Origin of the sequence: Anoxybacillus sp. FSL W8-1294, assembly GCF_037965005.1 — a bacterium.
Lineage (GTDB): Bacteria > Bacillota > Bacilli > Bacillales > Anoxybacillaceae > Anoxybacillus > Anoxybacillus flavithermus_G.
On sequence record NZ_CP150179.1, the window covers coordinates 2560268 to 2583247 of the forward strand.

25 protein-coding genes and 1 tRNA gene are annotated in these 22980 nt (G+C 43.8%); 2 read left to right on the forward strand and 24 right to left on the reverse strand.

All coding sequences use genetic code 11. From position 1 onward, the window contains the following. Positions 1-8: 8 nt before the first annotated feature. The 6 genes from NSQ23_RS14010 to NSQ23_RS14035 form a co-directional block, all read right to left on the reverse strand. The gene (locus NSQ23_RS14010; protein ID WP_035049814.1) at positions 9-1193 is read right to left on the reverse strand and encodes a phosphoglycerate kinase; all 1185 of its coding nucleotides are present in this window, start codon (positions 1191-1193) and stop codon (positions 9-11) included. A 116-nt stretch (positions 1194-1309) separates the two neighbouring features. Next, the gene (gene gap / locus NSQ23_RS14015; protein WP_192949570.1) at positions 1310-2317 is read right to left on the reverse strand and encodes a type I glyceraldehyde-3-phosphate dehydrogenase; all 1008 of its coding nucleotides are present in this window, start codon (positions 2315-2317) and stop codon (positions 1310-1312) included. 35 nt (positions 2318-2352) lie between these two features. After that, positions 2353-3384, reverse strand: a complete 1032-nt coding sequence (locus tag NSQ23_RS14020) for a sugar-binding domain-containing protein (RefSeq protein WP_339171563.1) — start codon at positions 3382-3384, stop codon at positions 2353-2355. 134 nt (positions 3385-3518) lie between these two features. Beyond that, positions 3519-3752: a glutaredoxin family protein gene (locus NSQ23_RS14025; RefSeq protein WP_339171566.1), complete on the reverse strand. Its 234-nt coding sequence runs from the start codon at positions 3750-3752 to the stop codon at positions 3519-3521. A 12-nt stretch (positions 3753-3764) separates the two neighbouring features. Beyond that, positions 3765-5045 carry an RNA polymerase factor sigma-54 gene (gene rpoN / locus NSQ23_RS14030; protein WP_339171569.1) on the reverse strand — a complete coding sequence of 427 codons (1281 nt, stop codon included), beginning with the start codon at positions 5043-5045 and terminating at the stop codon, positions 3765-3767. A 225-nt stretch (positions 5046-5270) separates the two neighbouring features. After that, a tRNA-Arg gene (locus NSQ23_RS14035) sits at positions 5271-5342 on the reverse strand. A gap of 214 nt (positions 5343-5556) precedes the next feature. Between NSQ23_RS14035 and clpP the strand changes: the two genes are divergently transcribed. After that, positions 5557-6147: an ATP-dependent Clp endopeptidase proteolytic subunit ClpP gene (gene clpP / locus NSQ23_RS14040; RefSeq protein ID WP_004892507.1), complete on the forward strand. Its 591-nt coding sequence runs from the start codon at positions 5557-5559 to the stop codon at positions 6145-6147. Between the two features lie 27 nt (positions 6148-6174). Here the strand turns inward: clpP and NSQ23_RS14045 are convergent, their stop codons facing one another. Genes NSQ23_RS14045 through rapZ form a run of 4 tightly spaced genes read right to left on the reverse strand, consistent with a single transcriptional unit; the run spans position 6175 to position 9279 of the window. Continuing rightward, a complete protein-coding gene (locus NSQ23_RS14045; RefSeq protein ID WP_004892510.1) occupies positions 6175-6432 on the reverse strand; it encodes an HPr family phosphocarrier protein in 258 nt (85 codons plus the stop codon). A 19-nt stretch (positions 6433-6451) separates the two neighbouring features. Beyond that, complete coding sequence (gene whiA, locus NSQ23_RS14050; RefSeq protein ID WP_339171577.1) at positions 6452-7414, reverse strand: DNA-binding protein WhiA; 963 nt, start codon at positions 7412-7414, stop codon at positions 6452-6454. 12 nt (positions 7415-7426) lie between these two features. Continuing rightward, positions 7427-8392 (reverse strand): YvcK family protein, encoded by a 966-nt coding sequence (locus NSQ23_RS14055; protein WP_339171580.1) that lies wholly within the window; start codon positions 8390-8392, stop codon positions 7427-7429. Further along, the gene (gene rapZ, locus NSQ23_RS14060; protein WP_035019915.1) at positions 8389-9279 is read right to left on the reverse strand and encodes an RNase adapter RapZ; all 891 of its coding nucleotides are present in this window, start codon (positions 9277-9279) and stop codon (positions 8389-8391) included. Before rapZ ends, NSQ23_RS14055 begins: the two co-directional genes overlap by 4 nt. Positions 9280-9711: 432 nt before the next feature. On the opposite strand from rapZ, the gene NSQ23_RS14065 reads away from it, so the two are divergent. Then, positions 9712-10941, forward strand: coding sequence for an IS110 family transposase (locus tag NSQ23_RS14065; protein WP_339170721.1), 1230 nt, complete (start codon positions 9712-9714; stop codon positions 10939-10941). A 152-nt stretch (positions 10942-11093) separates the two neighbouring features. On the opposite strand, the gene NSQ23_RS14070 is transcribed toward NSQ23_RS14065, so the two are convergent. The 14 genes from NSQ23_RS14070 to NSQ23_RS14135 form a co-directional block, all read right to left on the reverse strand. Then, complete coding sequence (locus NSQ23_RS14070) at positions 11094-11552, reverse strand: 8-oxo-dGTP diphosphatase (RefSeq protein ID WP_339171582.1); 459 nt, start codon at positions 11550-11552, stop codon at positions 11094-11096. 230 nt (positions 11553-11782) lie between these two features. Then, positions 11783-12730, reverse strand: coding sequence for a thioredoxin-disulfide reductase (gene trxB, locus NSQ23_RS14075; RefSeq protein ID WP_339174430.1), 948 nt, complete (start codon positions 12728-12730; stop codon positions 11783-11785). Positions 12731-12824: 94 nt separating this feature from the next. Continuing rightward, complete coding sequence (locus tag NSQ23_RS14080; protein ID WP_339171584.1) at positions 12825-14270, reverse strand: tetratricopeptide repeat protein; 1446 nt, start codon at positions 14268-14270, stop codon at positions 12825-12827. Between the two features lie 83 nt (positions 14271-14353). Continuing rightward, positions 14354-14977: a bifunctional phosphoribosyl-AMP cyclohydrolase/phosphoribosyl-ATP diphosphatase HisIE gene (gene hisIE, locus NSQ23_RS14085; protein WP_339171586.1), complete on the reverse strand. Its 624-nt coding sequence runs from the start codon at positions 14975-14977 to the stop codon at positions 14354-14356. Continuing rightward, positions 14974-15732 carry an imidazole glycerol phosphate synthase subunit HisF gene (gene hisF / locus NSQ23_RS14090; protein WP_339171588.1) on the reverse strand — a complete coding sequence of 253 codons (759 nt, stop codon included), beginning with the start codon at positions 15730-15732 and terminating at the stop codon, positions 14974-14976. The genes hisIE and hisF overlap by 4 nt, the downstream gene beginning before the upstream one ends. Next, complete coding sequence (gene hisA / locus NSQ23_RS14095) at positions 15729-16457, reverse strand: 1-(5-phosphoribosyl)-5-[(5-phosphoribosylamino)methylideneamino]imidazole-4-carboxamide isomerase (protein WP_004892535.1); 729 nt, start codon at positions 16455-16457, stop codon at positions 15729-15731. Before hisA ends, hisF begins: the two co-directional genes overlap by 4 nt. Further along, a complete protein-coding gene (gene hisH / locus NSQ23_RS14100) occupies positions 16457-17089 on the reverse strand; it encodes an imidazole glycerol phosphate synthase subunit HisH (protein ID WP_064220984.1) in 633 nt (210 codons plus the stop codon). The genes hisA and hisH overlap by 1 nt, the downstream gene beginning before the upstream one ends. Then, positions 17090-17677: an imidazoleglycerol-phosphate dehydratase HisB gene (gene hisB, locus NSQ23_RS14105; protein ID WP_035018920.1), complete on the reverse strand. Its 588-nt coding sequence runs from the start codon at positions 17675-17677 to the stop codon at positions 17090-17092. Next, positions 17674-18951 carry a histidinol dehydrogenase gene (gene hisD / locus NSQ23_RS14110; protein ID WP_192948543.1) on the reverse strand — a complete coding sequence of 426 codons (1278 nt, stop codon included), beginning with the start codon at positions 18949-18951 and terminating at the stop codon, positions 17674-17676. The genes hisB and hisD overlap by 4 nt, the downstream gene beginning before the upstream one ends. Next, positions 18941-19582: an ATP phosphoribosyltransferase gene (gene hisG / locus NSQ23_RS14115; RefSeq protein ID WP_339171593.1), complete on the reverse strand. Its 642-nt coding sequence runs from the start codon at positions 19580-19582 to the stop codon at positions 18941-18943. The genes hisD and hisG overlap by 11 nt, the downstream gene beginning before the upstream one ends. Then, positions 19582-20760, reverse strand: coding sequence for an ATP phosphoribosyltransferase regulatory subunit (locus NSQ23_RS14120; RefSeq protein ID WP_339171595.1), 1179 nt, complete (start codon positions 20758-20760; stop codon positions 19582-19584). Before NSQ23_RS14120 ends, hisG begins: the two co-directional genes overlap by 1 nt. A 153-nt stretch (positions 20761-20913) precedes the next feature. Next, positions 20914-21402, reverse strand: a complete 489-nt coding sequence (locus NSQ23_RS14125; RefSeq protein WP_339171597.1) for an acyltransferase — start codon at positions 21400-21402, stop codon at positions 20914-20916. Beyond that, positions 21399-22046, reverse strand: a complete 648-nt coding sequence (gene ppaX / locus NSQ23_RS14130) for a pyrophosphatase PpaX (protein WP_339171599.1) — start codon at positions 22044-22046, stop codon at positions 21399-21401. The genes NSQ23_RS14125 and ppaX overlap by 4 nt, the downstream gene beginning before the upstream one ends. Next, positions 22036-22971 carry a nucleoside recognition domain-containing protein gene (locus NSQ23_RS14135; protein WP_077429048.1) on the reverse strand — a complete coding sequence of 312 codons (936 nt, stop codon included), beginning with the start codon at positions 22969-22971 and terminating at the stop codon, positions 22036-22038. Before NSQ23_RS14135 ends, ppaX begins: the two co-directional genes overlap by 11 nt. Positions 22972-22980 lie beyond the last annotated feature (9 nt).

Consider the following 22980-nt stretch of genomic DNA (forward strand, 5'->3'; position numbering starts at 1 on the left):
CCCCTTTCTTACTTATCGTTTAATGCGACGACGCCTGGAAGTTGTTTACCTTCCATAAATTCAAGCGACGCACCGCCACCTGTAGAAATGTGATCCATTTTGTCTGCAAGTCCGAACTTTTCAACCGCTGCTGCCGAGTCGCCGCCACCGATGACCGTGTATGTATCTTTCGCATCAGCAAGCGCTTGAGCAACAGCTTTTGTTCCTTCAGCAAACGCATCCATTTCGAATACGCCCATTGGACCGTTCCAAATAACAAGTTTTGATTTTAAAATGACGTCGCGATACAATTCGCGTGTTTTCGGACCGATGTCAAGTCCTTCCCAATCGCTTGGGATTTCGTCGATGTTAACGACTTTTTTATTCGCATCGTTTGAAAAATCATCAGCTACAACTGCATCCACAGGCATATAGAAGTTCACGCCTTTTTCTTTCGCTTTTTCCATGAACGATTTCGCTAATTCAATTTTATCTTCTTCTAATAACGATTTTCCGATTTCATATCCGAGCGCTTTCACAAATGTATAAGCTAATCCGCCACCGATAATTAAATTATCGACTTTGTCTAATAAGTTTTCGATGACGCCAATTTTATCTTTTACTTTCGCCCCACCAATGATTGCCGTAAACGGACGATCTGGATTAGATAACGCCTTTCCTAACACTTCAATTTCTTTTTCCATTAAGAATCCAGCTACCGCAGGCAAATGGTGAGCAATGCCTTCTGTCGATGCATGCGCGCGATGTGCTGCACCAAACGCATCGTTGACATATACATCCGCAAGTTCTGCGAATGCTTTCGCTAATTCTGGATCGTTTTTCTCCTCACCAGGATAGAAACGTACGTTTTCAAGCAATAACACATCGCCTTCATTCATTTCAGCAATCGCAGCTTTCACTGCATCGCCATACGCTTCATCTGTTTTCACGACGCGCTTGCCAAGCAATTCACTTAAACGTTCTGCCACGGCATTTAAGCGCATCTCTTCAACAACTTTTCCTTTCGGACGACCAAGGTGGCTCGCTAAAATGACTTTCGCTCCTTGTTCCATTAAATATTGGATCGTTGGGAGCGCGGCGCGAATGCGTGTATCGTCAGTGACGACACCGTTTTGCATTGGCACGTTAAAATCGACGCGGCAAAATACACGTTTCCCTTTCACATCAATGTCACGGACGGTTTTTTTGTTCATGGAGAGGCCTCCTTATTCGTGTGATATATAGAAAGGGAGTGGGGATGAACCCCGCTCCCCTTCTCGGTATGTCCAACTATTTATTATAAACCGTTTTGGGCAAACAATCCAAAAAATTATAAACCTTTTGACGCAATGTATGCAGCAAGGTCAACAACGCGGTGAGAATATCCTGTTTCGTTGTCGTACCAAGAAAGAACTTTCACCATGTTTCCTTCAATAACCATTGTGGACAGTGCATCGATTGTTGATGAAACAGTCGAACCGTTGTAGTCACGAGAAACCAATGGCTCTTCGCTGTAAGCAAGAATGCCTTTTAATTCACCTTCTGCCGCTGCTTTTAACGCTGCGTTTACTTCTTCCACTGTCACTTCTTTTTCAAGTTCAGCAACAAGGTCAACAACAGATACGTTTGGTGTTGGTACACGCATCGCCATACCATTTAATTTTCCTTTTAATTCAGGCAATACAAGTGCTACTGCTTTTGCCGCACCTGTTGATGTTGGAATGATCGATTCAGCTGCTGCACGCGCACGACGCAAGTCTTTATGCGGTAAATCAAGAATTTGTTGGTCGTTTGTGTATGAGTGTACTGTTGTCATCATACCGCGAATGATGCCGAATTTTTCATGTAATACTTTCGCAAATGGCGCTAAGCAGTTTGTTGTACAAGATGCGTTTGAAATAACATGATGGTTTGCTGGATCGTATTTGTCTTCGTTTACGCCCATCACGATTGTAATGTCTTCATTTGTCGCTGGTGCAGAAATGATGACTTTCTTCGCGCCTGCTTCTAAATGTTTCGCTGCGTCTTCGCGTTTTGTGAAGCGTCCTGTTGACTCAACAACGATATCAACGCCAAGTTCGCCCCATCCTAAGTTTGCTGGGTCGCGCTCTGCTTTGACGATAATTTCTTTTCCATCTACAACGATGTTGTTGCCGTTGACAGCCACTTCTGCATCTAATGTGCCATGAACAGAGTCATATTTTAAAAGATGTGCTAACGTTTTTGCATCTGTTAAGTCGTTTACTGCAACGACTTCAATTTCAGGATTTTTTAATGCTGCGCGGAATACGTTACGGCCGATACGACCAAAACCGTTAATACCAATTTTTACTGCCATGTTTTTTTCCTCCTTTGAAATTGTAGGAATGTATTTTAGAGGGATGAATCATCCCGTACTAACTGTTTTGCTGCACCTTCATCTGTAATTAAGATGCACTGATGTGCCTGTTTCATATACGCTTGAATCGCTTTTGCTTTCGAAGCGCCTCCTGCCACTGCAATGACGCAAGGAACGTGGCGTACATCTTCGAGCTGAATGCCAACTGTGTTCACTTTATGAACAACTTCTCCATGTTGATTAAAGTAATAACCAAACGCCTCCGCCACCGCTTCGTTTTGCTCAATTTTTTTCATGTCCTCCGGCGGTGTTTTTCTCCGTTCCGCCATCGTTTTTGCGTCACCTATACCATGAATGACGATCGTTGATGACTTGATTAATTCAAGCACTTCTTTAATAGCTGGTTCTTCAATAATCGATTGATACGTTTCAGCACTTAGTTGGTCAGGGACATGTAACAAACGATAATGTCCCATTGCTTTTTCCGCCATGTGCGCACAAATCGTGTTTGCTTGATTTGTCACGTCTTCTCCAAGTCCACCACGCGCTGGAACAAATAGCACATCCCGATATTTCATATCTGGCGTCATCATTTCAGCAACTGCAGCAAGGGTTGTTCCACCAGTAACTGCAACAATGGCATCCCCTGTGAGTGAATGTTTTATGCGCGAGACACAAGCTCTTCCCATCTCTCTTTTCACCCAAGGCGATTGATCGCTGTCACCTGCAACGACAATGACATCTTTGACAGGAAGTTTCTTTTTTATTTTTCTTTCCAGCTCTTTTAACCCGAGTACTTCTCGCATCATATCTTCAAGTTGAATGAGCACATCGTTTCCTTCTGATGTAACACTCATGCCCGCAGTTGTAATATCAAGCAAATTTTGCTTTTTTAAAAACTGCACTTCCGACCGTAAGACGCGCTCGCTAATGCCTAAGTTTAAGGATAATGTTCGGCGTCCAATCGGTTGCATTAAGCGGATGTGCTGCAAAATTTCGTATCGCTTTTGCATAATCGCGAGAAGATCAGGCAACAATTTTCGTTGAACATCAATCCATTGTCGCATGCTCTTTTCTTCCTTCTTTACTCTCTTTTTCTTTTTCAGGACGTTTCAAGTCCCGCTATGACGTATTATGTCCCACTTTACGTAAAAAATTCACCCCTGCCACAACTTTATTGTAACAGGAAGTGAAACGTTATTCAACTGCTTTGTATTTGTTGTAATCGCTTTCTTATGACATCTTTGTGAATACGACCATATGCAACGATTTCCCCGTCGATTTCGATGACAGGTATCATGAGTTGGTATCGTTCGAGCCACTGCTCGTTTTTATAAATATCGACTTCTTCCCATTCGACTTGTAACTCGCGAAGAATGTCTTTTGCTTCATCACAAAGACAGCAGTTTTCTTTCGAATATAACACGATTTTCATGTTTTGTCCCCTTTATGCATATTGCTTTCGTTTCGAAGCCGGTGGAATACAAAGCTGTTCACGATATTTCGCGACCGTCCGTCGCGCTACACAAATATTGTATCGTTGCTCGAGTAAATCAGCAATGTTTTGGTCGGAAAGAGGTTTTTGCCCATTTTCTTGCTTAATTAATTCCGCAATTAAACCTTTTACTTTTTCTTGCGATGCGTGTTCATCAACACCGCTTGTAAAAAAGCGGCGCATGTCAATTAAACCATGAGGCGTTTGCATATATTTATTTTTCACCGCGCGACTGACGGTCGATTCATGAATGTTTAATGCTGTTGCCACTTCGCGCATCGTAAGTGGCTTCATATGGAGCAAACCTTTTTCAAAATAATCACGTTGTCGATGAATTAACTCACAGGCAATTTGCTCAATCGTTGTTGCTCGCTGCATTAAACAACGTTGGATCCATTGAAACTGTTGACGTTTTTCCTCGATATATTTTTGAACGTGTGGATCATCCGATCGTACTTTCCGTTCATACGATTCATTCCATACAACAGTTGGAATAATTTCTTCATTCATCGTCACATTCCACACCCCATTACTATATGACACGATGACATCAGGAACAATATACGTCATTTGTTCATCGTTATACAAACTTCCTGGGCGTGGATGGAGCGTACGAATAAGTTCCCACACCCGCTGTAAGTCCGCTAACTCTACACCTAGTTTCGATTTTATTTCTTTCCATTTTTTATGGACAAACGATTCGAAATACTCCGTCACAATCGTCTCTGCTAGCTCATCCCTTTGTGGAAGACGGATGAGTTGTAAATATAAACAATGCGACAAATTTTCCGCTCCTACCCCAGCAGGATCAAGTGACCGTAACATATGAAGTGCTCGCGATATAGTCGTTTCTTCTAACTGAAGATGGCAAGCCGCCTCGGCAATTGTTGTATGCAAATAACCATATTCATCAAGTGACGCAATTAAATAATCAAGTGCTTTTCTTTCCTCGTCCGATACACGCATACCAACGAGTTGGCCATGTAAATGTGAAGCAAGCGAACGATTAAAAGCGCTTACATTTTCAATATAATTCATCCGATTCGTTTGATCGCGTCGCTTTGTAGCTGTTCGTTTTCGTTCATGCAACTCAATAAATGGATTTTCAAGCGCTTGTTCGTGTAAAAGCGATTGTAGTTCGATCGTTGAATATTGCAGCAGTTCAATCGCTTGAACAAGCTCTTTTGTCAACGCAACTTTTAGCTCTTGCCTTTGCGTTAATTGCATCTCCATTCATGCCATCTCCCTTCATCCTCATTTTATCATCTCTATAAGGGAGAGACGATAAAAACATATTGGATGTTTTTTCTACTATGCATATGCATCGAAGGCATGTTATCATTCTTATAGAACAAGCGAGCAAGCCTCGCAAAATTCATCTATTCGTCCGGTGCGGCACACCGGACTTTATTTTTTTATACAAAAACCCCGCTTGCATAGCAAGCAGGGGTTAATTAACGCCCTCGGCAGGATTCGAACCCACGCTAAGAGAACCGGAATCTCTCGTGCTATCCACTACACTACGAGGGCATGATCATAAACGCATTTACCATTATAGTGAATAAGCAAAAAAAATGCAATAGCGGTGACGTTTAAAATTTAAAAAAGCGGAAACGATGAAAGAAGGGATGCAGAAGAACAAAGGCGAATACATATGAATGAAAGGTATTTCATTTGACCTTTATTGACCTTTCCTGTATGATAAAAGTACATAAAAAAATGAATTATTCGGAGGAGGAAGAGTATGAACTTAATTCCTACAGTTATTGAACAAACGAGCCGTGGAGAACGCGCATATGACATTTACTCTCGCTTATTAAAAGATCGCATCATCATTTTAGGAAGCCCAATCGATGATCATGTCGCAAACTCAATCGTTTCTCAGCTTTTATTTTTAGCTGCTGAAGACCCTGAAAAAGATATTTCTCTCTACATTAACAGCCCTGGTGGGTCGATTACAGCAGGCATGGCGATTTACGATACGATGCAATTTATTAAGCCAGACGTATCGACCATTTGTATCGGTATGGCAGCTTCTATGGGGGCGTTTTTGCTGGCAGCAGGCGCCAAAGGAAAACGTTTTGCATTGCCAAATAGCGAGATCATGATTCATCAACCGCTCGGTGGCGTACAAGGCCAAGCAACAGAAATCGAAATTGCAGCCAAACGCATTTTATTCTTGCGTGACAAATTAAACCGCATCTTATCCGAAAATACAGGACAACCAATCGAAGTCATTGAGCGCGACACCGATCGCGACAACTTTATGACAGCTGAAAAAGCGAAAGAATACGGTTTAATTGACCGCGTATTAACACGCGTCGATGAAAAATAAAAACAAGGCGGTGCAACCGCCTTGTTTTTATGCTTCTTTTTGTACATACTCAACAAGTTTGTTTAGCGCTTCCTGCTCATCTGGACCGTCAGCATAAATGGTGATAACTGCCCCTGTATGAATTGCTAAACTCATTAAACCCATAATGCTTTTTGCATTTACTTTTTTTCCATCTTTTTCGATGTAAATATCGGCTGAAAAACGGTTTGCTTCTTGAACAAATAACGCTGCTGGACGCGCTTGCAACCCTGTTTTCAACCGTACTTCCACTTGCTTTTCTACCATTTTGCATTCCTCCCATAGTTCATAAAGATTTATGAAAATCGATCGGCTGACCTGCACGAAGTCGTTCAGCAATTTCATCTAATTTACGCAGGCGATGATTAATACCCGATTTGCTAATTTTCCCACCAGAAACCATTTCTCCAAGCTCTTTAAGCGTCACATCTTGGTATTCAATGCGCAATTTTGCGATCTCGCGAAGCTTTTCGGGGAGCTGATCAAGCCCGATTGTCTCGTCAATATAACGAATGTTTTCCACCTGCCGTAGCGCTGCGCCAATCGTTTTATTTAAGTTCGCTGTTTCACAGTTAACAAGACGATTGACAGAGTTACGCATATCGCGCACGATGCGCACATCTTCAAAACGCAATAGCGCTTGATGTGCTCCGATAATGCTTAAAAACTCTGCAATTTTCTCTGCTTCTTTTAAATACGTAATAAACCCTTTTTTTCTTTCTAACGTGCGCGCATGTAAATGAAAATTCGTGTTCATCAGTTCACAAAGCGATTCGTTATGTTCACGATATAACGAAAAAATTTCTAAATGATAAGACGATGTTTCTGGGTTATTAACAGATCCACCCGCTAAAAATGCACCACGCAAATACGAACGTTTACAACATTTTTTTTGCACGAGTTTTGGCGAAATGACGTGAACAAACGAAAATCCTTCTTCCATAATTTTTAAATCTGATAATAGTTCGTGCGTTCCTTCTACCACCCGTACGATATATACGTTGTTTTTCTTTAAACGCATCTTTTTGCGTACAAGCAACTCAACTACTACATCATACCCTTTTTTTAATAACGTATAAATGCGCCGTGCGATTGCGGCATTTTCTGTTTGAATGTTTAGCAACAAACGGCGGTTAGAAAATGAAATGGAACCGTTCATTCGAATTAAAGCAGACAACTCTGCTTTTAAACAACAAGGTTTCACGTCAATACCCGTTAATTCTTTCTTTGTTTCTGATGCAAATGACAACGATCCCACCTCCTATAAATATACGTCGTGCGAAGGAGGTGCTAGAAGCGAAACGAGCAACGCCGCTATTTTTTTCGTATCGTGACGCACCGTTCCATCTCGCTCATCAATAATCGCATCACAAATGACTTGTAAACCGAGCTTCTCTAATTCTTCCATATCACAACTGACAGGTGCAGCCAGTTCTTTCGCATATCGCTCTTTCGTTTCTGGCAAAATGGGCGCATTATTGACAATGATAGCATCTAAAAATGCACAAGCCATATGATCATACAGCGCTTTTACATGATCGCTCGCCGTATAGTTTAACGTTTCTCCTGCTTGAGTCATGACGTTGCATATATATACTTTTTTCGCCTTTGATTGACATACCTCTTCGCCAATTTTAGGAACGAGTAAATTCGGTAAAATGCTCGTATATAAACTCCCGGGTCCAATCACAATTAAATCTGCCGTTTGTAATTCTGTAATCGTTTCTTCGAGCGGCTCAATATGTTCTGGAGTTAGAAAGACGCGCTTAATTTTTTTTCCGGAATACGGGATTTTTGACTCACCTGATACAATTGTCCCGTCTTCCATTTCTGCATGCAAAACAACACTTTCATTTGCGGCTGGCAACACTTTTCCACGCACATTTAACACTTTTCCCATTTCACGAACCGCATGCACGAAATCGCCAGTGATGGCCGTCATCGCCGCTAAAATTAAATTGCCAAGCGAATGACCGGATAACCCGTTCCCGTTTTCAAATCGATGTTGAAACAATTCGATAATGAGTGGCTCTACATCAGAAAGAGCTGCAAGTACGTTACGAATATCTCCGGGCGGAGGCATATCCAGTTCATCACGTAATCTCCCCGAGCTTCCGCCATCATCTGCAACGGTGACGATCGCTGTCAAATCGACATCATATTGTTTGAGCCCCCGAAGCAAGACAGGAAGCCCTGTGCCCCCGCCAATGACAACAATTTTTTTCATCGGTGCGTATCCTTTCTTTTGGCAATATCTCGATGTGACACGTGCGTTGTATATTCGTCAGCAAAATAACGTGCGATATACTCCGCTAACGTTACAGAACGATGCTGTCCACCTGTACATCCAATGGCAATGACGACTTGACTTTTTCCTTCTCGCTTATAATGTGGAAGCATAAATGAAAGTAAATCCGTTACTTTTTCAATAAATTTTTGCGTCTCCGTCCATTTCAAAACGTAAGATGATACTTCCTCATCTAGTCCTGTTTTCGGACGCATATGCTCGATATAATGCGGATTCGGTAAAAAACGAACATCAAAGACGAGATCCGCATCAATCGGCAACCCATATTTAAAGCCAAATGAAACAACATTGACAGAAAACGTTGTCGTAGCTGGTGTCGCAAATGTTTGAACAATTTTTTCGCGCAGTTCGCGCGGTTTTAAGTTGGATGTATCAATAATCATTTGCGCACGCCCTTTCAATTCCTCGAGCAACTGGCGCTCTAACTTAATTCCTTCAAGTGGCAATCCGCTTGGAGCAAGCGGATGCGAACGCCGCGTTTCTTTATAACGGCTAACAAGTGTCGTATCGTTTGCATCTAAAAATAAAATTTGCGGCGTGACCCACGATGTTTCTGCCAAATCATCGAGCGCTGCAAAAAGACGATCGAAAAAATCACGACTCCGCAAATCCATGACGAGAGCAATTTTATTCATTTTATTTCCTGACTCTCGAATTAATTCAAGAAACTTTGGTAACAACGTCGGCGGCAAATTATCGACACAAAAATAGCCTAAATCCTCAAAACTTTGGATCGCTACCGTTTTTCCTGCTCCCGACATCCCTGTAATAATCACCATATGGACATGTGCTGAACCTGTGCTCATCGCCCTCTCTCCTCGTATAGTATGTTTAGAAAGATTTTTAAATCGAATTTCCAGTTGGATATGCTCCTTGACAATCGCATATGTGTAAGTGATTTGCCCACGGGGGAGGGGCGCGCCCCTCCCCCGTGGATGGCACTACATCGGGGTTGGACTTTTCGCGATGTTCTTGGATAATGGTCTTAGGATCATCGGGGACACTCTTCTCTCTCCTGTAGCTTTGACTACTTAGAAAGTCTGTCTCCCCGGCTCCTGTTCGGACTTCTAACCCGCAGGCTGTTCCCGTTGGTTTCCCATGCTGGAAGGAGCAGCTTCCAGGCAGCCCATGGCCCAACGTGAGTTCTCATATGCGAGGGTGACTGGTCAACAGGCGCGGTCCGGGGGCATCCCGAAGAGTCCCAACCCCACGATCCTACTACGATTGGAGGTGATCTCATGAAACTCTACGTCGGGATTGACGTGAGCTCAACGGACTTATACACGTGTATCATGGATCAAGAAGGAAACACGTGCGCCCAATTCAAGGTGGACAATCATCTCCTTGGCGCGACCTTCCTTCGCGATCAAATCCTCCTGTGGGCCAACAAGCGCCAACCATCCGAAATTCTCATCGGGATGGAAGCCACTTCGGTCTACAGCTGGCATCCAGCGATGTTTTTCCACCAACAGGAGGAGCTGAAGTCTTGGAATGTCAAGGTGTTTACCATCAATCCAAAGCTCATTCGCAAATTTAAAGAAGCGTACACTGACTTGGATAAAACGGACGGCATCGATGCGTGGATCATCGCCGATCGGCTTCGCTTTGGCCGTTTGAAAGTGACAGCTGTCATGCAAGAACAGTTTATCGCCCTTCAACGGCTCACGCGCATGCGCTATCATCTCGTCCATCAGCTGACTCGGGAAAAGCAGTACTTCCTCCAACACTTGTTTTACAAGTGCAGTTCCTTTACCCAAGAGGTGGACAGCTCCGTGTTCGGACATGCCATCTTAGAGCTTCTTCTCGAGTCGTTTAGCTTAGACGAAATCAGTCAGATGGACGTGCAACAGCTCGCTGACTTCTTGCGCCAAAAAGGACGCAATCGCTTTGCCGATCCGGAATGCATCGCCAAGTCCATTCAAAAGGCGGCTCGTTCGTCGTATCGGCTTTCCAAATGTGTCGAGGATTCCATCGACTTGCTTTTAGGGCTATCAATTCAATCCATCCGTAGCCTTCAAGCGCAAATTAAAGAGCTAGATAAAGCGATTACTCGCCATTTGGAAGGCATCCCAAATACGTTACAAACGATTCCCGGCATTGGTCCGGTCTACGCCGCTGGCATCTTAGCCGAAATTGGACAAATCGAGCGCTTTGACAACCAAGCCGCCTTAGCAAAGTATGCAGGTTTGACTTGGTCTAAGCACCAGTCCGGTCGGTTCCAAGCCGAGGAGACTTCCCTCATTCGTTCCGGCAATCGCTATCTCCGTTACTACCTAGTGGAGGCTGCCAACTCGGTACAACGGCATGATGCGTCGTTTCGCACCTATTACCGGAAGAAGTATGAGGAAGTACCAAAGCACCAACACAAACGAGCCCTCGTCCTCACCGCTCGAAAACTCGTGCGTGTGATCGATGCGCTGCTACGCAACGGTCAAATCTACACGCCAAGAAAGGGGGAAGATCGATAGGGGTATCGATCTAACTGATTTTGCATTAAAACCCAGTTAATGACATAAGACAAGACTGGGCTTCTTAAGTATTGCCTTTTTTCGGGTCATCGGACAATCGAATTTCCAATTTCGATGATTTTTCACCTTGACATATTACCGCAGGACTTTCTTCAACTCGGATCTAGTCGGTACGATAACAATTCAAATTCCTCTGTATACGTAAACGTGCCGTACATCATTCCCGTTCCTTTAATGACATAATCAATAATATGATAATCGCCTGGCGCCATCGGCAACGTCGGAATATGTTCAATCGGATGCCAAGCGAGCTCCCCTTCTTCACATTGTACTACGTTTTGGCCATCAAAATGTTCCGCAAAAAACGTAAACATCATCCATTCAGAAACGACTTCTTCTCCTCGCTTCATGACAAACGTAAATACCCCTTTTAATTTTGGGTTTTTCAAATAAATACCTGTTTCTTCACGATATTCTCGCACACAGGCTTCCCGTACTGATTCTCCTTGTTCCATTTTCCCTCCCGGCGCTACCCACCAACCGCGCCGAGGTTTCTTTAACAAAAGAACGTGTCCGTCTCTCACTAATACACAGTTCGTCACTCGTTGCAACGTCCGTTCACCTCAATACTGACTATGTTTTTTTTCATTATACTATTTCTTACAAACGGTCACAAAGTATAATTTTTGAAACGTTTTCATAACCGTAACAAAAAGAAAGCACGGGACGAAAGCCCGTGCCAACAAGTATATATAAAAAGGGGGTCAATTACTTACTTTTATCATACTCTTTTATTGTTTCAAGCGTGTTACAGTTCAATTAAAGCCACATTACGTTTTCATTACTGAATGTTAAGCTTTTCCTTTAATTCTTCTACGTAATGTTGAGCACTTTGTGCCGCAATACTTCCGTCACCTGTTGCGGTAACAATTTGACGAAGCGACTTTTCACGCACATCCCCTGCTGCAAAAATGCCAGGCACTTTCGTTTCCATTAATTCGTTCGTTTCAATATAGCCGTTTTCGTTCGTAATGCCAAGTGAAGCAAACGGCTTTGTTAGCGGCACCATACCGATGTAAATAAACACGCCATCACACGGGAACTCACGCTCTTCCCCTGTTTGTGTATGAACGAGCGTCACACTGCCGACACGACCATCTTTTTCGTTAATTTGCTTAACTGTATGATTCCAAATGAAATCAATTTTTTCATTCGCAAATGCGCGCTGCTGTAAAATTTTTTGTGCGCGCAGCTGATCGCGACGGTGGACAATCGTCACTTTACTTGCAAAGCGCGTCAAATATACACCTTCTTCAACAGCCGAATCTCCACCGCCAACGACGACAAGCTCTTTTCCTTTAAAAAACGCTCCGTCACATACCGCACAATACGAAACGCCGCGTCCCCCCAATTCTTTTTCACCAGGAACGCCAAGCTTTTTATACTCTGCACCTGTCGCAATAATAACGGCACGAGCTTTGTATTGTTGATTGCTTGTGACAACCGTCTTATACGCTTCGCCGTCAATCACTTCTTTTACATCACCGTACGCATATTCAGCACCAAATTTTTTCGCATGCTCGAACATTTTTGACGCCAATTCCGGTCCAAGAATATGATCATATCCCGGATAATTTTCCACCTCTTCTGTATTGACCATTTGCCCACCGGGAACGCCACGCTCTAACATGAGCGTTGACAAGTTCGCACGCGATGCATATACCGCCGCCGTCATTCCTGCGGGTCCAGCACCGATAATAATTACGTCATACACTTTTTCTTGTGACACGTCTTCTTCACCCTTTCCGCATAAACAAATCTTCATTTTATCTTTTCCATATGTCTATCGTAATACAACAAAACAAAAGGGTCTATTAACTTGCTCATCCGTGCCACTTCTGTTTCATAACTTTCACATACTTTCCGATCGTTGCTACTGACACCCCATAACGTTCTGCAAGCATTCGCTGTGTCACACGCTCACCACGACGTTTACGAAACATATATTCAAACGCCGCTGCCCATCCTTCGTGATTAGAAAACGAATCGATTTCTTTTATTGCCTCGATAAAAAAAGAAAACCAAGCAATATATAAAGGCTCGTATTCAAACCCGTTATGTTGAATAAGCAACGTCACGATGCGATGCGCATCGACAACATGCGCGGATGGTTCATGTTCATATCCGTACACGTAGTCGCTCCATTCCTGCAAAAACGGATGAGACCATGATTGTTTTGGAAACGGACAATCGCTTGCTATAAACGATTTGCCTATTAAATATAACGCATACAATGAAGAAGCAATATCTTGTTTTGCAAATAATGACTGAATGTGCTCAATCGTCTGTTCACGATAACGCCACGGCTCGCTTCCTTTTTTATCTGGGTGAAGCGCAATGAACTTTTTCCACATCGACTCCGCTAGCATGCGATATCCCATATGATATGCAGCATATGCGTACCAATAATAAAACGGTGCATCCCCTTCAAAACCGCGGCGTTGTAACTGTCGCAACCATTGAAACGCTAAATCATAGCGTCCGACAATTGCAAACGTCACCCCAAGCTTATAGCGATGCTCAAATGAAATCGGATGTACGCGTTGCAACGACTGAATAAGTAAAAATAGTCGCTCTTGTTCTTGCAAATAATACGAAAACACCGCATCATTGCAAAGAGCATGCAAATTACCTGGATTTTGCTTTAAAATGTATTCGATCGTTTGTTTCGCTTTCCCGACATTCCCTTGATAAAAATAAGCGAGCGCTAAATTGTTGTAAGCCGCCCAATGTTCTGGATGCTCTTTAATCATTTCTTCAAACAAAACAATCGCTTCTTGAAACTCGCCTTTTTCAAGCAACGTACGAGCCTGTTCTTGCTTCATTAACATATCATCATAATTCAGCCACTCGTCATCTTGTTCAATCGTTAAAATATCTAATAAATCGAGCGTATACTCCGCAAACTCTCCATCCGGTTCGCGTTCCATATACTGCTCCGCATATTTCGTCGCCTCACCAAACAACCCTAAATGAGCATAGTTGTTCGCTAAAAAGTAAAAACATTCCGCTAAATCGTCGTCTTGTTCAATGATGCGTAATAACCATTCGTTCGATTGCGCATATTCCCCCAATTCTGACAATACAATCGCCAATTGGCACGCAAATGTGCTTTGTTCTGGCTCCAGTTGCACCGCCCGTTGCAAATACGCTTTCGCTTTACGTAAATCGCGACGACGATAATATGTGACACCTTTATTAAAAAAGTACGTACCGTCTTGAATAAACGGAATGACTTTCCCGACACGTTTTTGCAAATGTTTTTTCATCGAACCCTCCATGTTGATTTCTTTCACCGAAAGAAAGTATACCACATTTTCGCTTCAGAACAACATGGATGGAGAAAAAAGCGTTACCGATGACGCTCCGCTAATACGGAAAGCACATCATCGAGCGACAAACGCTGTTCACGCAACAAAACGAGTAAATGATATAATAAATCTGCCGCTTCCCATCGTAGTTCTTCTTTTGAGCGGTTTTTAGCTGCAATAATGACTTCTGCCGCTTCCTCCCCAACTTTTTTTGCGATCTTATCAATTCCCTTTTCAAATAAATATGTTGTATACGACCCTTCAGGACGTTTTGCCTCACGTTCCGCAATAAGCGACTCTAACACATTTAAAATCGCGAAACGATTCGGCGTAGCAACTGGCTTTTCATCGTTTAACCGATGATGAAAACAAGAGTATTCCCCTGTGTGACATGCCGGTCCTTTCGGCTCAACGAGTATAAGAAGGGCATCCGCATCACAGTCATAACGAATATCAACAACTTTTTGTACGTTTCCGGACGTTTCTCCTTTATGCCATAACTGTTGCCGCGAGCGGCTATAAAACCATGTTTCTTTCGTTTCTAACGTCTTTTGCAACGATTGCTCGTTCATATACGCTAACGTCAACACTTCTTTACTGTGTGCATCTTGGACGATCGCCGGCACAAGTCCTTGTTCATTAAAGCGAACATCTTTTACATTCATCGGACGTTTACCCCCTGTTCACGCACGTACTGTTTCACTTGTTGGACGGACGTTTCTTTATAATGGAAAATCGAAGCAGCTAATGCGGCATCTGCTTGGGCGGTTTGAAACACATCAACAAAATGTTGGGCGCACCCAGCCCCTCCTGATGCAATAACAGGAACAGAAACAGCTCCACTTACTCGTTTCGTCAACGCCAAATCAAAACCGTCTTTTCCACCGTCACGATCCATGCTCGTTAATAAAATTTCTCCTGCTCCACGTTTGACAGCCTCTTTCGCCCATGCAACAACTTCCCAATTCGTTGGACGGCGACCGCCATGCGTATACACGCGCCATGATTGCATCGTTTCATCATATTTAGCATCAATCGCCACGACGATACATTGCGAACCAAAAAAATTCGCTCCTTCTGTAATCAACTCTGGGCGTAATAACGCAGCCGTATTAACTGACACTTTGTCCGCTCCCGCACGCAAAATCGTTTTCATATCTTCTAATGTGCTAATTCCGCCCCCGACCGTAAACGGAATGGCCAGCTGTGCAGCGACACGCTGAACGACGTGTACCATCGTTTTTCGTCCTTCATGTGACGCTGAAATATCTAAAAAAACAAGCTCGTCAGCCCCTTGTTCATCATATGCACGTGCGAGCTCAACCGGATCACCCGCATCGCGCAACGAAACAAATTGCACCCCCTTGACAACACGACCGTCTTTCACGTCTAAACAAGGAATAATGCGTTTTGTAATCATTGTTCCACCGCCTTTAACGCTTCAGCAACAGTAAACTGCCCTGTATATAACGCTTTACCAACAATCGCTCCAGCCACTCCTTCATTTTCGAATTGCTTTAAGGCGTGTAAATCATCGAGCGAACGAATGCCGCCAGAAGCAATAACACGTTTGTTCGTCGCCTGAGCCAGACGAACAACCGCCTCAATATTTGGACCGGATAACATCCCGTCTGTCGCAATATCGGTAAAAATAAACGTTTCTGCTCCAGCGTCCGCAAGCTGTCTCCCGAGTTCAACCGCTTCGATCGTCGACGTATGTGTCCATCCTTCTGTCGCAACAAATCCGTTTTTTGCATCAATACCGATGACAATGCGTTCACCATACGCGCGAAGCATCGCTTTCACAAACGAAGGATTCGAAATCGCAGCACTTCCTAAAATGACACGCGATACACCTTGTTCGAGGTAATATGCCACGTCTTCTTCTGTACGAATACCACCGCCAATTTGAACGTTCACCGCAAGCGTTTGTGCCACTTCGACGACGAATGCATCATTCACCCGTCTTCCTTCTTTCGCCCCGTCTAAATCGACCATATGAATCCATGTCGCCCCTTGTGAAACAAACGAGCGCGCCATTTCGACTGGCGAATGTCCATATACCGTTTCTTTGTTATAGTCTCCTTGCGCGAGACGAACACATTTTCCGTCACGCATGTCGATGGCTGGATAAATCGTAAACATTAGTTTCTCTCCCTTTCTACAAGCCTTGCATAATTTTGCAATAGACGCATGCCGAGTGCCCCACTCTTCTCCGGATGAAACTGTGTCCCGAATATCTTCCCGCGTCCAACGATCGCAGGAACTTCTACATCATATTGCGCACTTGCTAGCACAACGGTTCGATCATCTGTTTGTACATAATACGAATGAACAAAATATACATGCCCTCGTTCAACGCCATCAAAAAGCGGAGAGGACTGATGGAAAGCAAGCTCGTTCCATCCCATATGCGGCACTTTATATCGTTTTCCTTCTTTTGTCATGCCCGTAAAGCGAACCACACGACCTGGGAGCAACTTTAGCCCAACCGTCAAACCGTTTTCTTCGCTTTCTTCAAACAACAACTGCATGCCTAAACAAATGCCAAGAAGCGGCTTTCCTGCTGCAACTTGTTCGTGGATAAACGAGTCCAGCTTCGTTTCCGTTAACATGTGCATCGCATCTTTAAATGAGCCAACACCAGGCAAAATGAAACCATCTGCTTGACTCAACTTGTTTTGATCGCTTTCAACAATATATGGCACGTTTAACCGTTCTAACGCTTTGCTGACGCTATATAAATTGCCCATGCCATAATCAATAATGCCGATCATTTACAACATTCCCTTCGTTGACGGTACAGATTTGACGCGTGGATCGATCATTGTTGCCTCATCAAGTGCACGCGCAAGTGCTTTAAACACCGCCTCAATCATATGATGTGTATTGCGCCCATAATGAACGATGACATGCACATTCATTCGCGCTTCTAATGCTAATTTCCATAAAAATTCATGTACGAGCTCGACATCAAACGTCCCTACTTTTTGGCTCGGAAACTCCCCACGAAACTCAAGATGCGGGCGATTGCTCACATCGATGACGACTTGCGCAAGCGCATCATCCATCGGAACGAATGCATTTCCGTATCGTCTAATTCCTTTTTTATCACCAAGCGCCTGGCGAATTGCTTGTCCTAAACAAATGCCGATATCTTCTGTCGTATGATGGTCGTCAATATGTGTATCCCCTTTGGCTTGGACGAACAAATTAAAATGCCCATGCTTGGTGAATAAATCAAGCATATGTGTTAAAAACGGCACACCCGTTTCCAACTCCGCTTTTCCTTCTCCGTCCACCGCAAACGTAAGCTCAATTTGTGTTTCACTTGTCGCTCGTTGAATGGTCGCTGTTCGCATTATTTTCCTCCCCTTTTCAACCGTTCCTCTACTGCTCGTGCATGTGCTTCAAGCCCTTCTAGTCGTGCAAACGCCGCAATTTTTGCCGCATGTTGTTGCCAAGCTTGCTCGCTATAAAAAATGATGCTTGATTTTTTCATAAATGCTTCAACTGTTAGCCCAGACGAAAAACGGGCGGTCCCATTTGTCGGCAACACATGATTCGTTCCTGCAAAATAATCCCCCACTGGTTCAGAACTGTAAGATCCTAGAAAAACCGCACCGGCATGTCGAATGGCGCTTAACATTTCAAACGGTTCCGCTGTCATAATTTCTAAATGTTCTGGCGCTAATTCGTTCACGACATCAATGGCTTGTTTCATCGTATCCGTTACATAAATGGCGCCATATTCATTGATCGCTTTTTGGGCAATTTCTTTTCTTGGAAGGGTAGCAAGCTGTTTTTCCACCTCTTCCTCTACTTTTAAAGCAAGTTGTAAAGACGGTGTCACTAATATACTAACCGCTCGTTCATCATGTTCTGCTTGCGATAATAAATCGGCAGCAATTTCATTCGGCTTTGCTGTTTCATCAGCTAACACAACAATTTCGCTCGGTCCCGCAATCATGTCGATATCCACTTGACCGAACACTTCCCTTTTGGCAAGTGCGACGTAAATGTTTCCAGGTCCAAAAATTTTATCGACCGGCTCAATCGTCTCCGTCCCATATGCTAATGCAGCGATCGCCTGAGCCCCGCCCACTTTATATATTTCTTGCACGCCAAGCTCACATGCTGCAACAAGGACAGCCGCTGGCAACGTACCTCGCTCATTTGGCGGAGAAACGATGACGATGCGTTTCACTCCAGCCACTTGTGCAGGAATGACATTCATCAGCACCGATGACGGATAAGCGGCTGTTCCGCCCGGCACATATAAACCGACTGCATCAAGCGGTGTTACTTTTTGCCCGAGAATCGTTCCATCGTCACGCGTCATAAACCACGATGTCATTCGTTGACGTTCGTGATATTCTCGAATGTTTTGCGCCGCTTCGCGAATGATATGAACCATGTTCTCATCAACTAGCCAATATGCTTCTTCAATTTCTTCTTGGGTGACGGCAAACGTATCAAGTGAAATGCCATCAAACATTTCCGTATATTTTTTTAATGCGCCATCTCCGTTGTTTCGCACATCATCAATAATCCGTTTGACTGCTTGTCTTTGCTCTTCCGTTCCACTTTCGATCGTCCGCCGAAGCGATACGGTCCCTTGTACACGTTCAATTTTCATTGCACTCACCCGCTTTCTCGATCGCGTATGTTAAACGATCAACCATTTGTTCAATCGCTCGATCTTGCATGCGATAACTAACCGGATTTACAATAAAGCGCGATGTCACATCAACAATTCGTTCGAGCTCAACAAGCCCATTTTCTTTTAACGTTCGCCCTGTCGAAACAATGTCGACAATTCGTTCCGCTAAGCCGATAAGCGGTGCTAATTCAACAGACCCATTTAGTTTAATAATTTCCACTTGTTCCCCCTGCTCGCGAAAATACGTCGAGGCGATATTTGGATATTTTGTCGCCACCCTCGGTGCGATCGGATGAACACGCGTATTCGGAAGTCCCGCCACCGCCAAATAACACGGGCTAATGTGCAAATCTAACATTTCATACACATCGCGCTCTTCTTCAAGGAGCACATCTTTTCCTGCAATGCCGACATCCGCAACGCCATGTTCGACATATGTGACAACATCCATCGGCTTTGCTAAAATAAAACGCAACTGTTCACTCGGTACGTCAATCATTAGTTTTCGAGAATGTTCCAAGTCATCAGGAATTTCATAACCCGCTTGTTTTAACAATACGAGCGCCTCCGCAAAAATACGTCCTTTTGGCATCGCAACCGTCAGCATCATCGTTCATCCTTTCCGCGTTTCCCTAATACGTACACTACATCGTCAAATGATGCAGTAAATTGATCCATATCCTGAATACCTGCCACTTGTTGCAATACGACTTTTTCCCCTTTTCGTCTCATTTCCTCCGCTTTTACATACGCCTCCGCAAATCGTTCTTGGCTAAAAATAATGCACGTCGTCTTTTCTCTACGTTGTTGCTCACCAACCGCCTCCATTAAACGATCTAAACGGACGCTAAATCCCGTCGCAGGCGATGGACGATGGAATTTTCCTAACAATTCATCATATCGTCCGCCATTTCCAAGTAAAAACCCGACGTTTTCTGCATACACCTCAAAAAGCACACCCGTGTAATAGCTCATATGGCTCACTAAGCTCATATCGAGTTTCACCATATCGGCAACGCCATATTGTTTCACATGCTCGCATAACTGCTTTAGCTCATCGAGGGCGCGATGTTCTTCTTCTGTCATCGCGAATGCTTTTGCTTCTGCCACGGCTTCCTCGCCGCCGCGCAACGTTAAAAGACGTAAAAGGCGATCACGATCAATCGAGGAGAGCGGCAACGATTTGACGTGTTCGCGATAACCGACATAATTTTTTTCATATAAAAAGCGACGCAACGTTTCTACCCGTTGTTCGTGGCGCAAAATATCAAAAAACAACGCATCCACATAACCAATATGCCCGATTGTCACCGTAAAGTCGCGCAATCCTGCTCGCTTTAAAGCAAAAATCATTAGACTGATCACTTCTGCATCAGCATACATCGTACCGTCGCCAATATATTCCACTCCAACTTGCTCAAACTCTGCCGGCCTCCCGCCTTCACGCTGCTGAGCACGAAACACATTTGCTGCATACGCTAAACGAAGCGGACACCCTTCTTTATATAATTTTGATGCCGCTAAACGCGCAATGGGCGCGGTCATATCTGGGCGCAACACGAGCGTATGTCCTTCCCGATCAAGCAACTTAAATAGCTGCTGATCTAAAATCGCCGATGCGGCACCAACCGTTTCGTCATATTCTAACGTCGGTGTTTCAATAAACGAATATCCCCACGTTTCGATTTCTGCCATCATTGCTTCCCGCAATGCACGTTTTGTTTTATATACATCTGGCAACGTATCTCGCATGCCGAGCGGTTTCTCAAACATAAATACTCTCATTTTTGTCCCGTCCTTCTTTTACTTTAGTTCGCTAATATATTAGCAAAGTAAAGTTTGTTATTTGTAGTTTACTCCCCATTTTTCATTTCGTCAACTACAAACTCATTCGATTTTTTTCGACTTCATTCCTTTTTATTCATAAAAAAAAACGCCTTAGCGTTCGCTAAGACGAATGATTTGCATCGGATTGCCGCCGACAAATGCACCAGCTGGTACATCACGATGCACGAGCGTACCTGCGGAAACAACAGCACGATCCCCGATCGTCACCCCCGGCAAAATCGTTGAATTGGCTCCAATCATAACGTCGTTTCCAATAATGACATCCCCAAGCCGATATTCGTTCACTAAATATTCATGTGCTAAAATGGTCGTATTGTAGCCAATAATCGTGTTGTTACCGATGTGAATTTTTTCCGGAAACAAAATATCTGGCATCACCATAAACGCAAGTGCTGTATGCTCACCAATGTCCATCCGTAAAAACGTGCGATATAGCCAGTTTTTCAACGGAAAAAAGGGAGTATAGCGCCCGATCAAAATGACGATGACATTTTTCAATACTTTCCAAAACGAAACGGTTCGATATAGTTGCCACAAAGAGTTCGTTTCGGTTACAACATAGCGTTCGGTTTTTCTCAATGCGGCGTCACCCCTAAAATGCTTAACAAATCGCTCATTTTTTCAAGCATAAAATCAGGTTCGTATTTCGCTAAATGTTCGCGCCCTTTAATCGTCCAAGCAACGCCTGCTGTTTTTGTTCCCGCGTGTTTCCCCGCTAAAATGTCATGATGGTTATCGCCGACCATTAACGTTTCTTCTGGCTTCGCTTGTAAACAAGCGAGCGCCTTTTCAATCGGCTCCGGATGCGGTTTTGCATGTTCAACGTCATCGAGCGTAATAATGCATTGGAAAAACGAATCTAACTTTGTTAACTTCAATCCCATATTGACCGTATGGCGAATTTTTGTTGTGACAATGCCGAGTTTAAAACCTTTTTCATGTAGCGTTTGTACAGTATCATATACCGTTTCGTATTCTTTCACTAACGCATCGTGATGTGCATGATTAAACGCCCGATACGTTTCAATCATTTCATCAACGCGCTCTGGATCAATCGCTTCAAACGTATCACGCAATGGCGGGCCAATAAAGGCGAGCACATCCTCGCGCGTATATTGATTTGGATAATAATGATTGAGCGTATGTAAAAATGATTCAATAATTAAATCGTTCGTATTAATGAGCGTTCCGTCTAAGTCAAATAAAATCGTGTTAATATTCATACGTCGCTTCCTTTCTTTTTCGTTGTTCCATTCGATTCCAAATAAAACTTAACGTAGCTGTAAGCAAAATTGCCGTTGTTAGCCGAATGACTAAAAGCGGCCATACAGGAATTCCAAGCGGCACGAACAATAACGTATCTTCTACTACCGCATGGCACGCCACTAAAAATAAAAACGTCAACGTTAAATCTTTTTTAGACACCCCGTCTTCTTTCACCGCTTGAATCATAACACCAGCCCCGTAAGCAAGACCGAACAATAAGCCTGCTGCCATCGTAAGCGAGGCGTTTTCACGAATGCCAAGCATTCGTGTAAATGGAGACAACCATGTAGAAAACGTATCTAGCCACTTTAATTCTTTTAACACTTGAATAGCGATCATAAGCGGAATAATAATGAGCGCTAACTGCCCAATACCATATATCGCCTTTTCGATCCCTGTCCAAACGATTTCTCCCCACGTATGCGGCGTTGTCGAAGATTGCGGCATAAAGCCGTATTTCGCCATTTGTTCTCCGCCATCCCATAACACATGAATAAGCCAAGCGGACGTAAACGCTAAACCGACGCGCACAGCAACCGTCCACCAAACGCGAACACCTACTTGGGCGGCAACCGCAGACTCAACAAGCATATTGTGTGAAAACGACAACATGACCGCTAAAATAAACACTTCTTTCACCGTCAAGTCCATCGTCAACATCGCACCAATACCGGCATATAAATTTAGAAAGTTGCCGAGCACTAAAACGACCGCAGCATCTCCCGGTAAACCGATCCATCGCATCATCGGCGTTAACACATTTGTCACCCATGGCAAAACGGGAGAATATTGTAAAAGCGTCACAATAACCGTAATCGGAAAAATAACTTTTCCGAGCGTCCATGTCGTTTTTAACCCAACAAACAAACCCCTTTGAAGCACGCTGCCCTT

Excerpts from the sequence above, each read along its gene's own strand:
- hisIE (WP_339171586.1), bottom strand. The coding sequence starts at position 14,977 with ATGAATGTAAAAGATGTTCGCTTTAATGAACAAGGACTTGTGCCGGCG.
- NSQ23_RS14080 (WP_339171584.1), bottom strand. The coding sequence starts at position 14,270 with ATGAAAAAACATTTGCAAAAACGTGTCGGGAAAGTCATTCCGTTTATT.
- rpoN (WP_339171569.1), bottom strand. The coding sequence starts at position 5,045 with ATGGAGATGCAATTAACGCAAAGGCAAGAGCTAAAAGTTGCGTTGACA.
- hisA (WP_004892535.1), bottom strand. The coding sequence starts at position 16,457 with ATGTTTACGATTTATCCAGCCATCGACATGCGTGACGGAAAATGTGTT.
- clpP (WP_004892507.1), top strand. The coding sequence starts at position 5,557 with ATGAACTTAATTCCTACAGTTATTGAACAAACGAGCCGTGGAGAACGC.
- gap (WP_192949570.1), bottom strand. The coding sequence starts at position 2,317 with ATGGCAGTAAAAATTGGTATTAACGGTTTTGGTCGTATCGGCCGTAAC.
- hisF (WP_339171588.1), bottom strand. The coding sequence starts at position 15,732 with ATGATTACAAAACGCATTATTCCTTGTTTAGACGTGAAAGACGGTCGT.
- hisG (WP_339171593.1), bottom strand. The coding sequence starts at position 19,582 with ATGCTGACGGTTGCGATGCCAAAAGGACGTATTTTTGCGGAGGCGCTC.
- hisD (WP_192948543.1), bottom strand. The coding sequence starts at position 18,951 with ATGAAAATTGAACGTGTACAAGGGACCGTATCGCTTCGGCGGACGATC.
- NSQ23_RS14020 (WP_339171563.1), bottom strand. The coding sequence starts at position 3,384 with ATGCGACAATGGATTGATGTTCAACGAAAATTGTTGCCTGATCTTCTC.
- NSQ23_RS14010 (WP_035049814.1), bottom strand. The coding sequence starts at position 1,193 with ATGAACAAAAAAACCGTCCGTGACATTGATGTGAAAGGGAAACGTGTA.
- hisH (WP_064220984.1), bottom strand. The coding sequence starts at position 17,089 with ATGATCGGCATTATTGATTATGGCATGGGCAATTTATATAGCGTCAGC.
- NSQ23_RS14025 (WP_339171566.1), bottom strand. The coding sequence starts at position 3,752 with ATGAAAATCGTGTTATATTCGAAAGAAAACTGCTGTCTTTGTGATGAA.
- ppaX (WP_339171599.1), bottom strand. The coding sequence starts at position 22,046 with ATGAATATTAACACGATTTTATTTGACTTAGACGGAACGCTCATTAAT.
- NSQ23_RS14045 (WP_004892510.1), bottom strand. The coding sequence starts at position 6,432 with ATGGTAGAAAAGCAAGTGGAAGTACGGTTGAAAACAGGGTTGCAAGCG.
- rapZ (WP_035019915.1), bottom strand. The coding sequence starts at position 9,279 with ATGAGCACAGGTTCAGCACATGTCCATATGGTGATTATTACAGGGATG.
- NSQ23_RS14065 (WP_339170721.1), top strand. The coding sequence starts at position 9,712 with ATGAAACTCTACGTCGGGATTGACGTGAGCTCAACGGACTTATACACG.
- NSQ23_RS14055 (WP_339171580.1), bottom strand. The coding sequence starts at position 8,392 with ATGAAAAAAATTGTTGTCATTGGCGGGGGCACAGGGCTTCCTGTCTTG.
- NSQ23_RS14120 (WP_339171595.1), bottom strand. The coding sequence starts at position 20,760 with ATGAGAGTATTTATGTTTGAGAAACCGCTCGGCATGCGAGATACGTTG.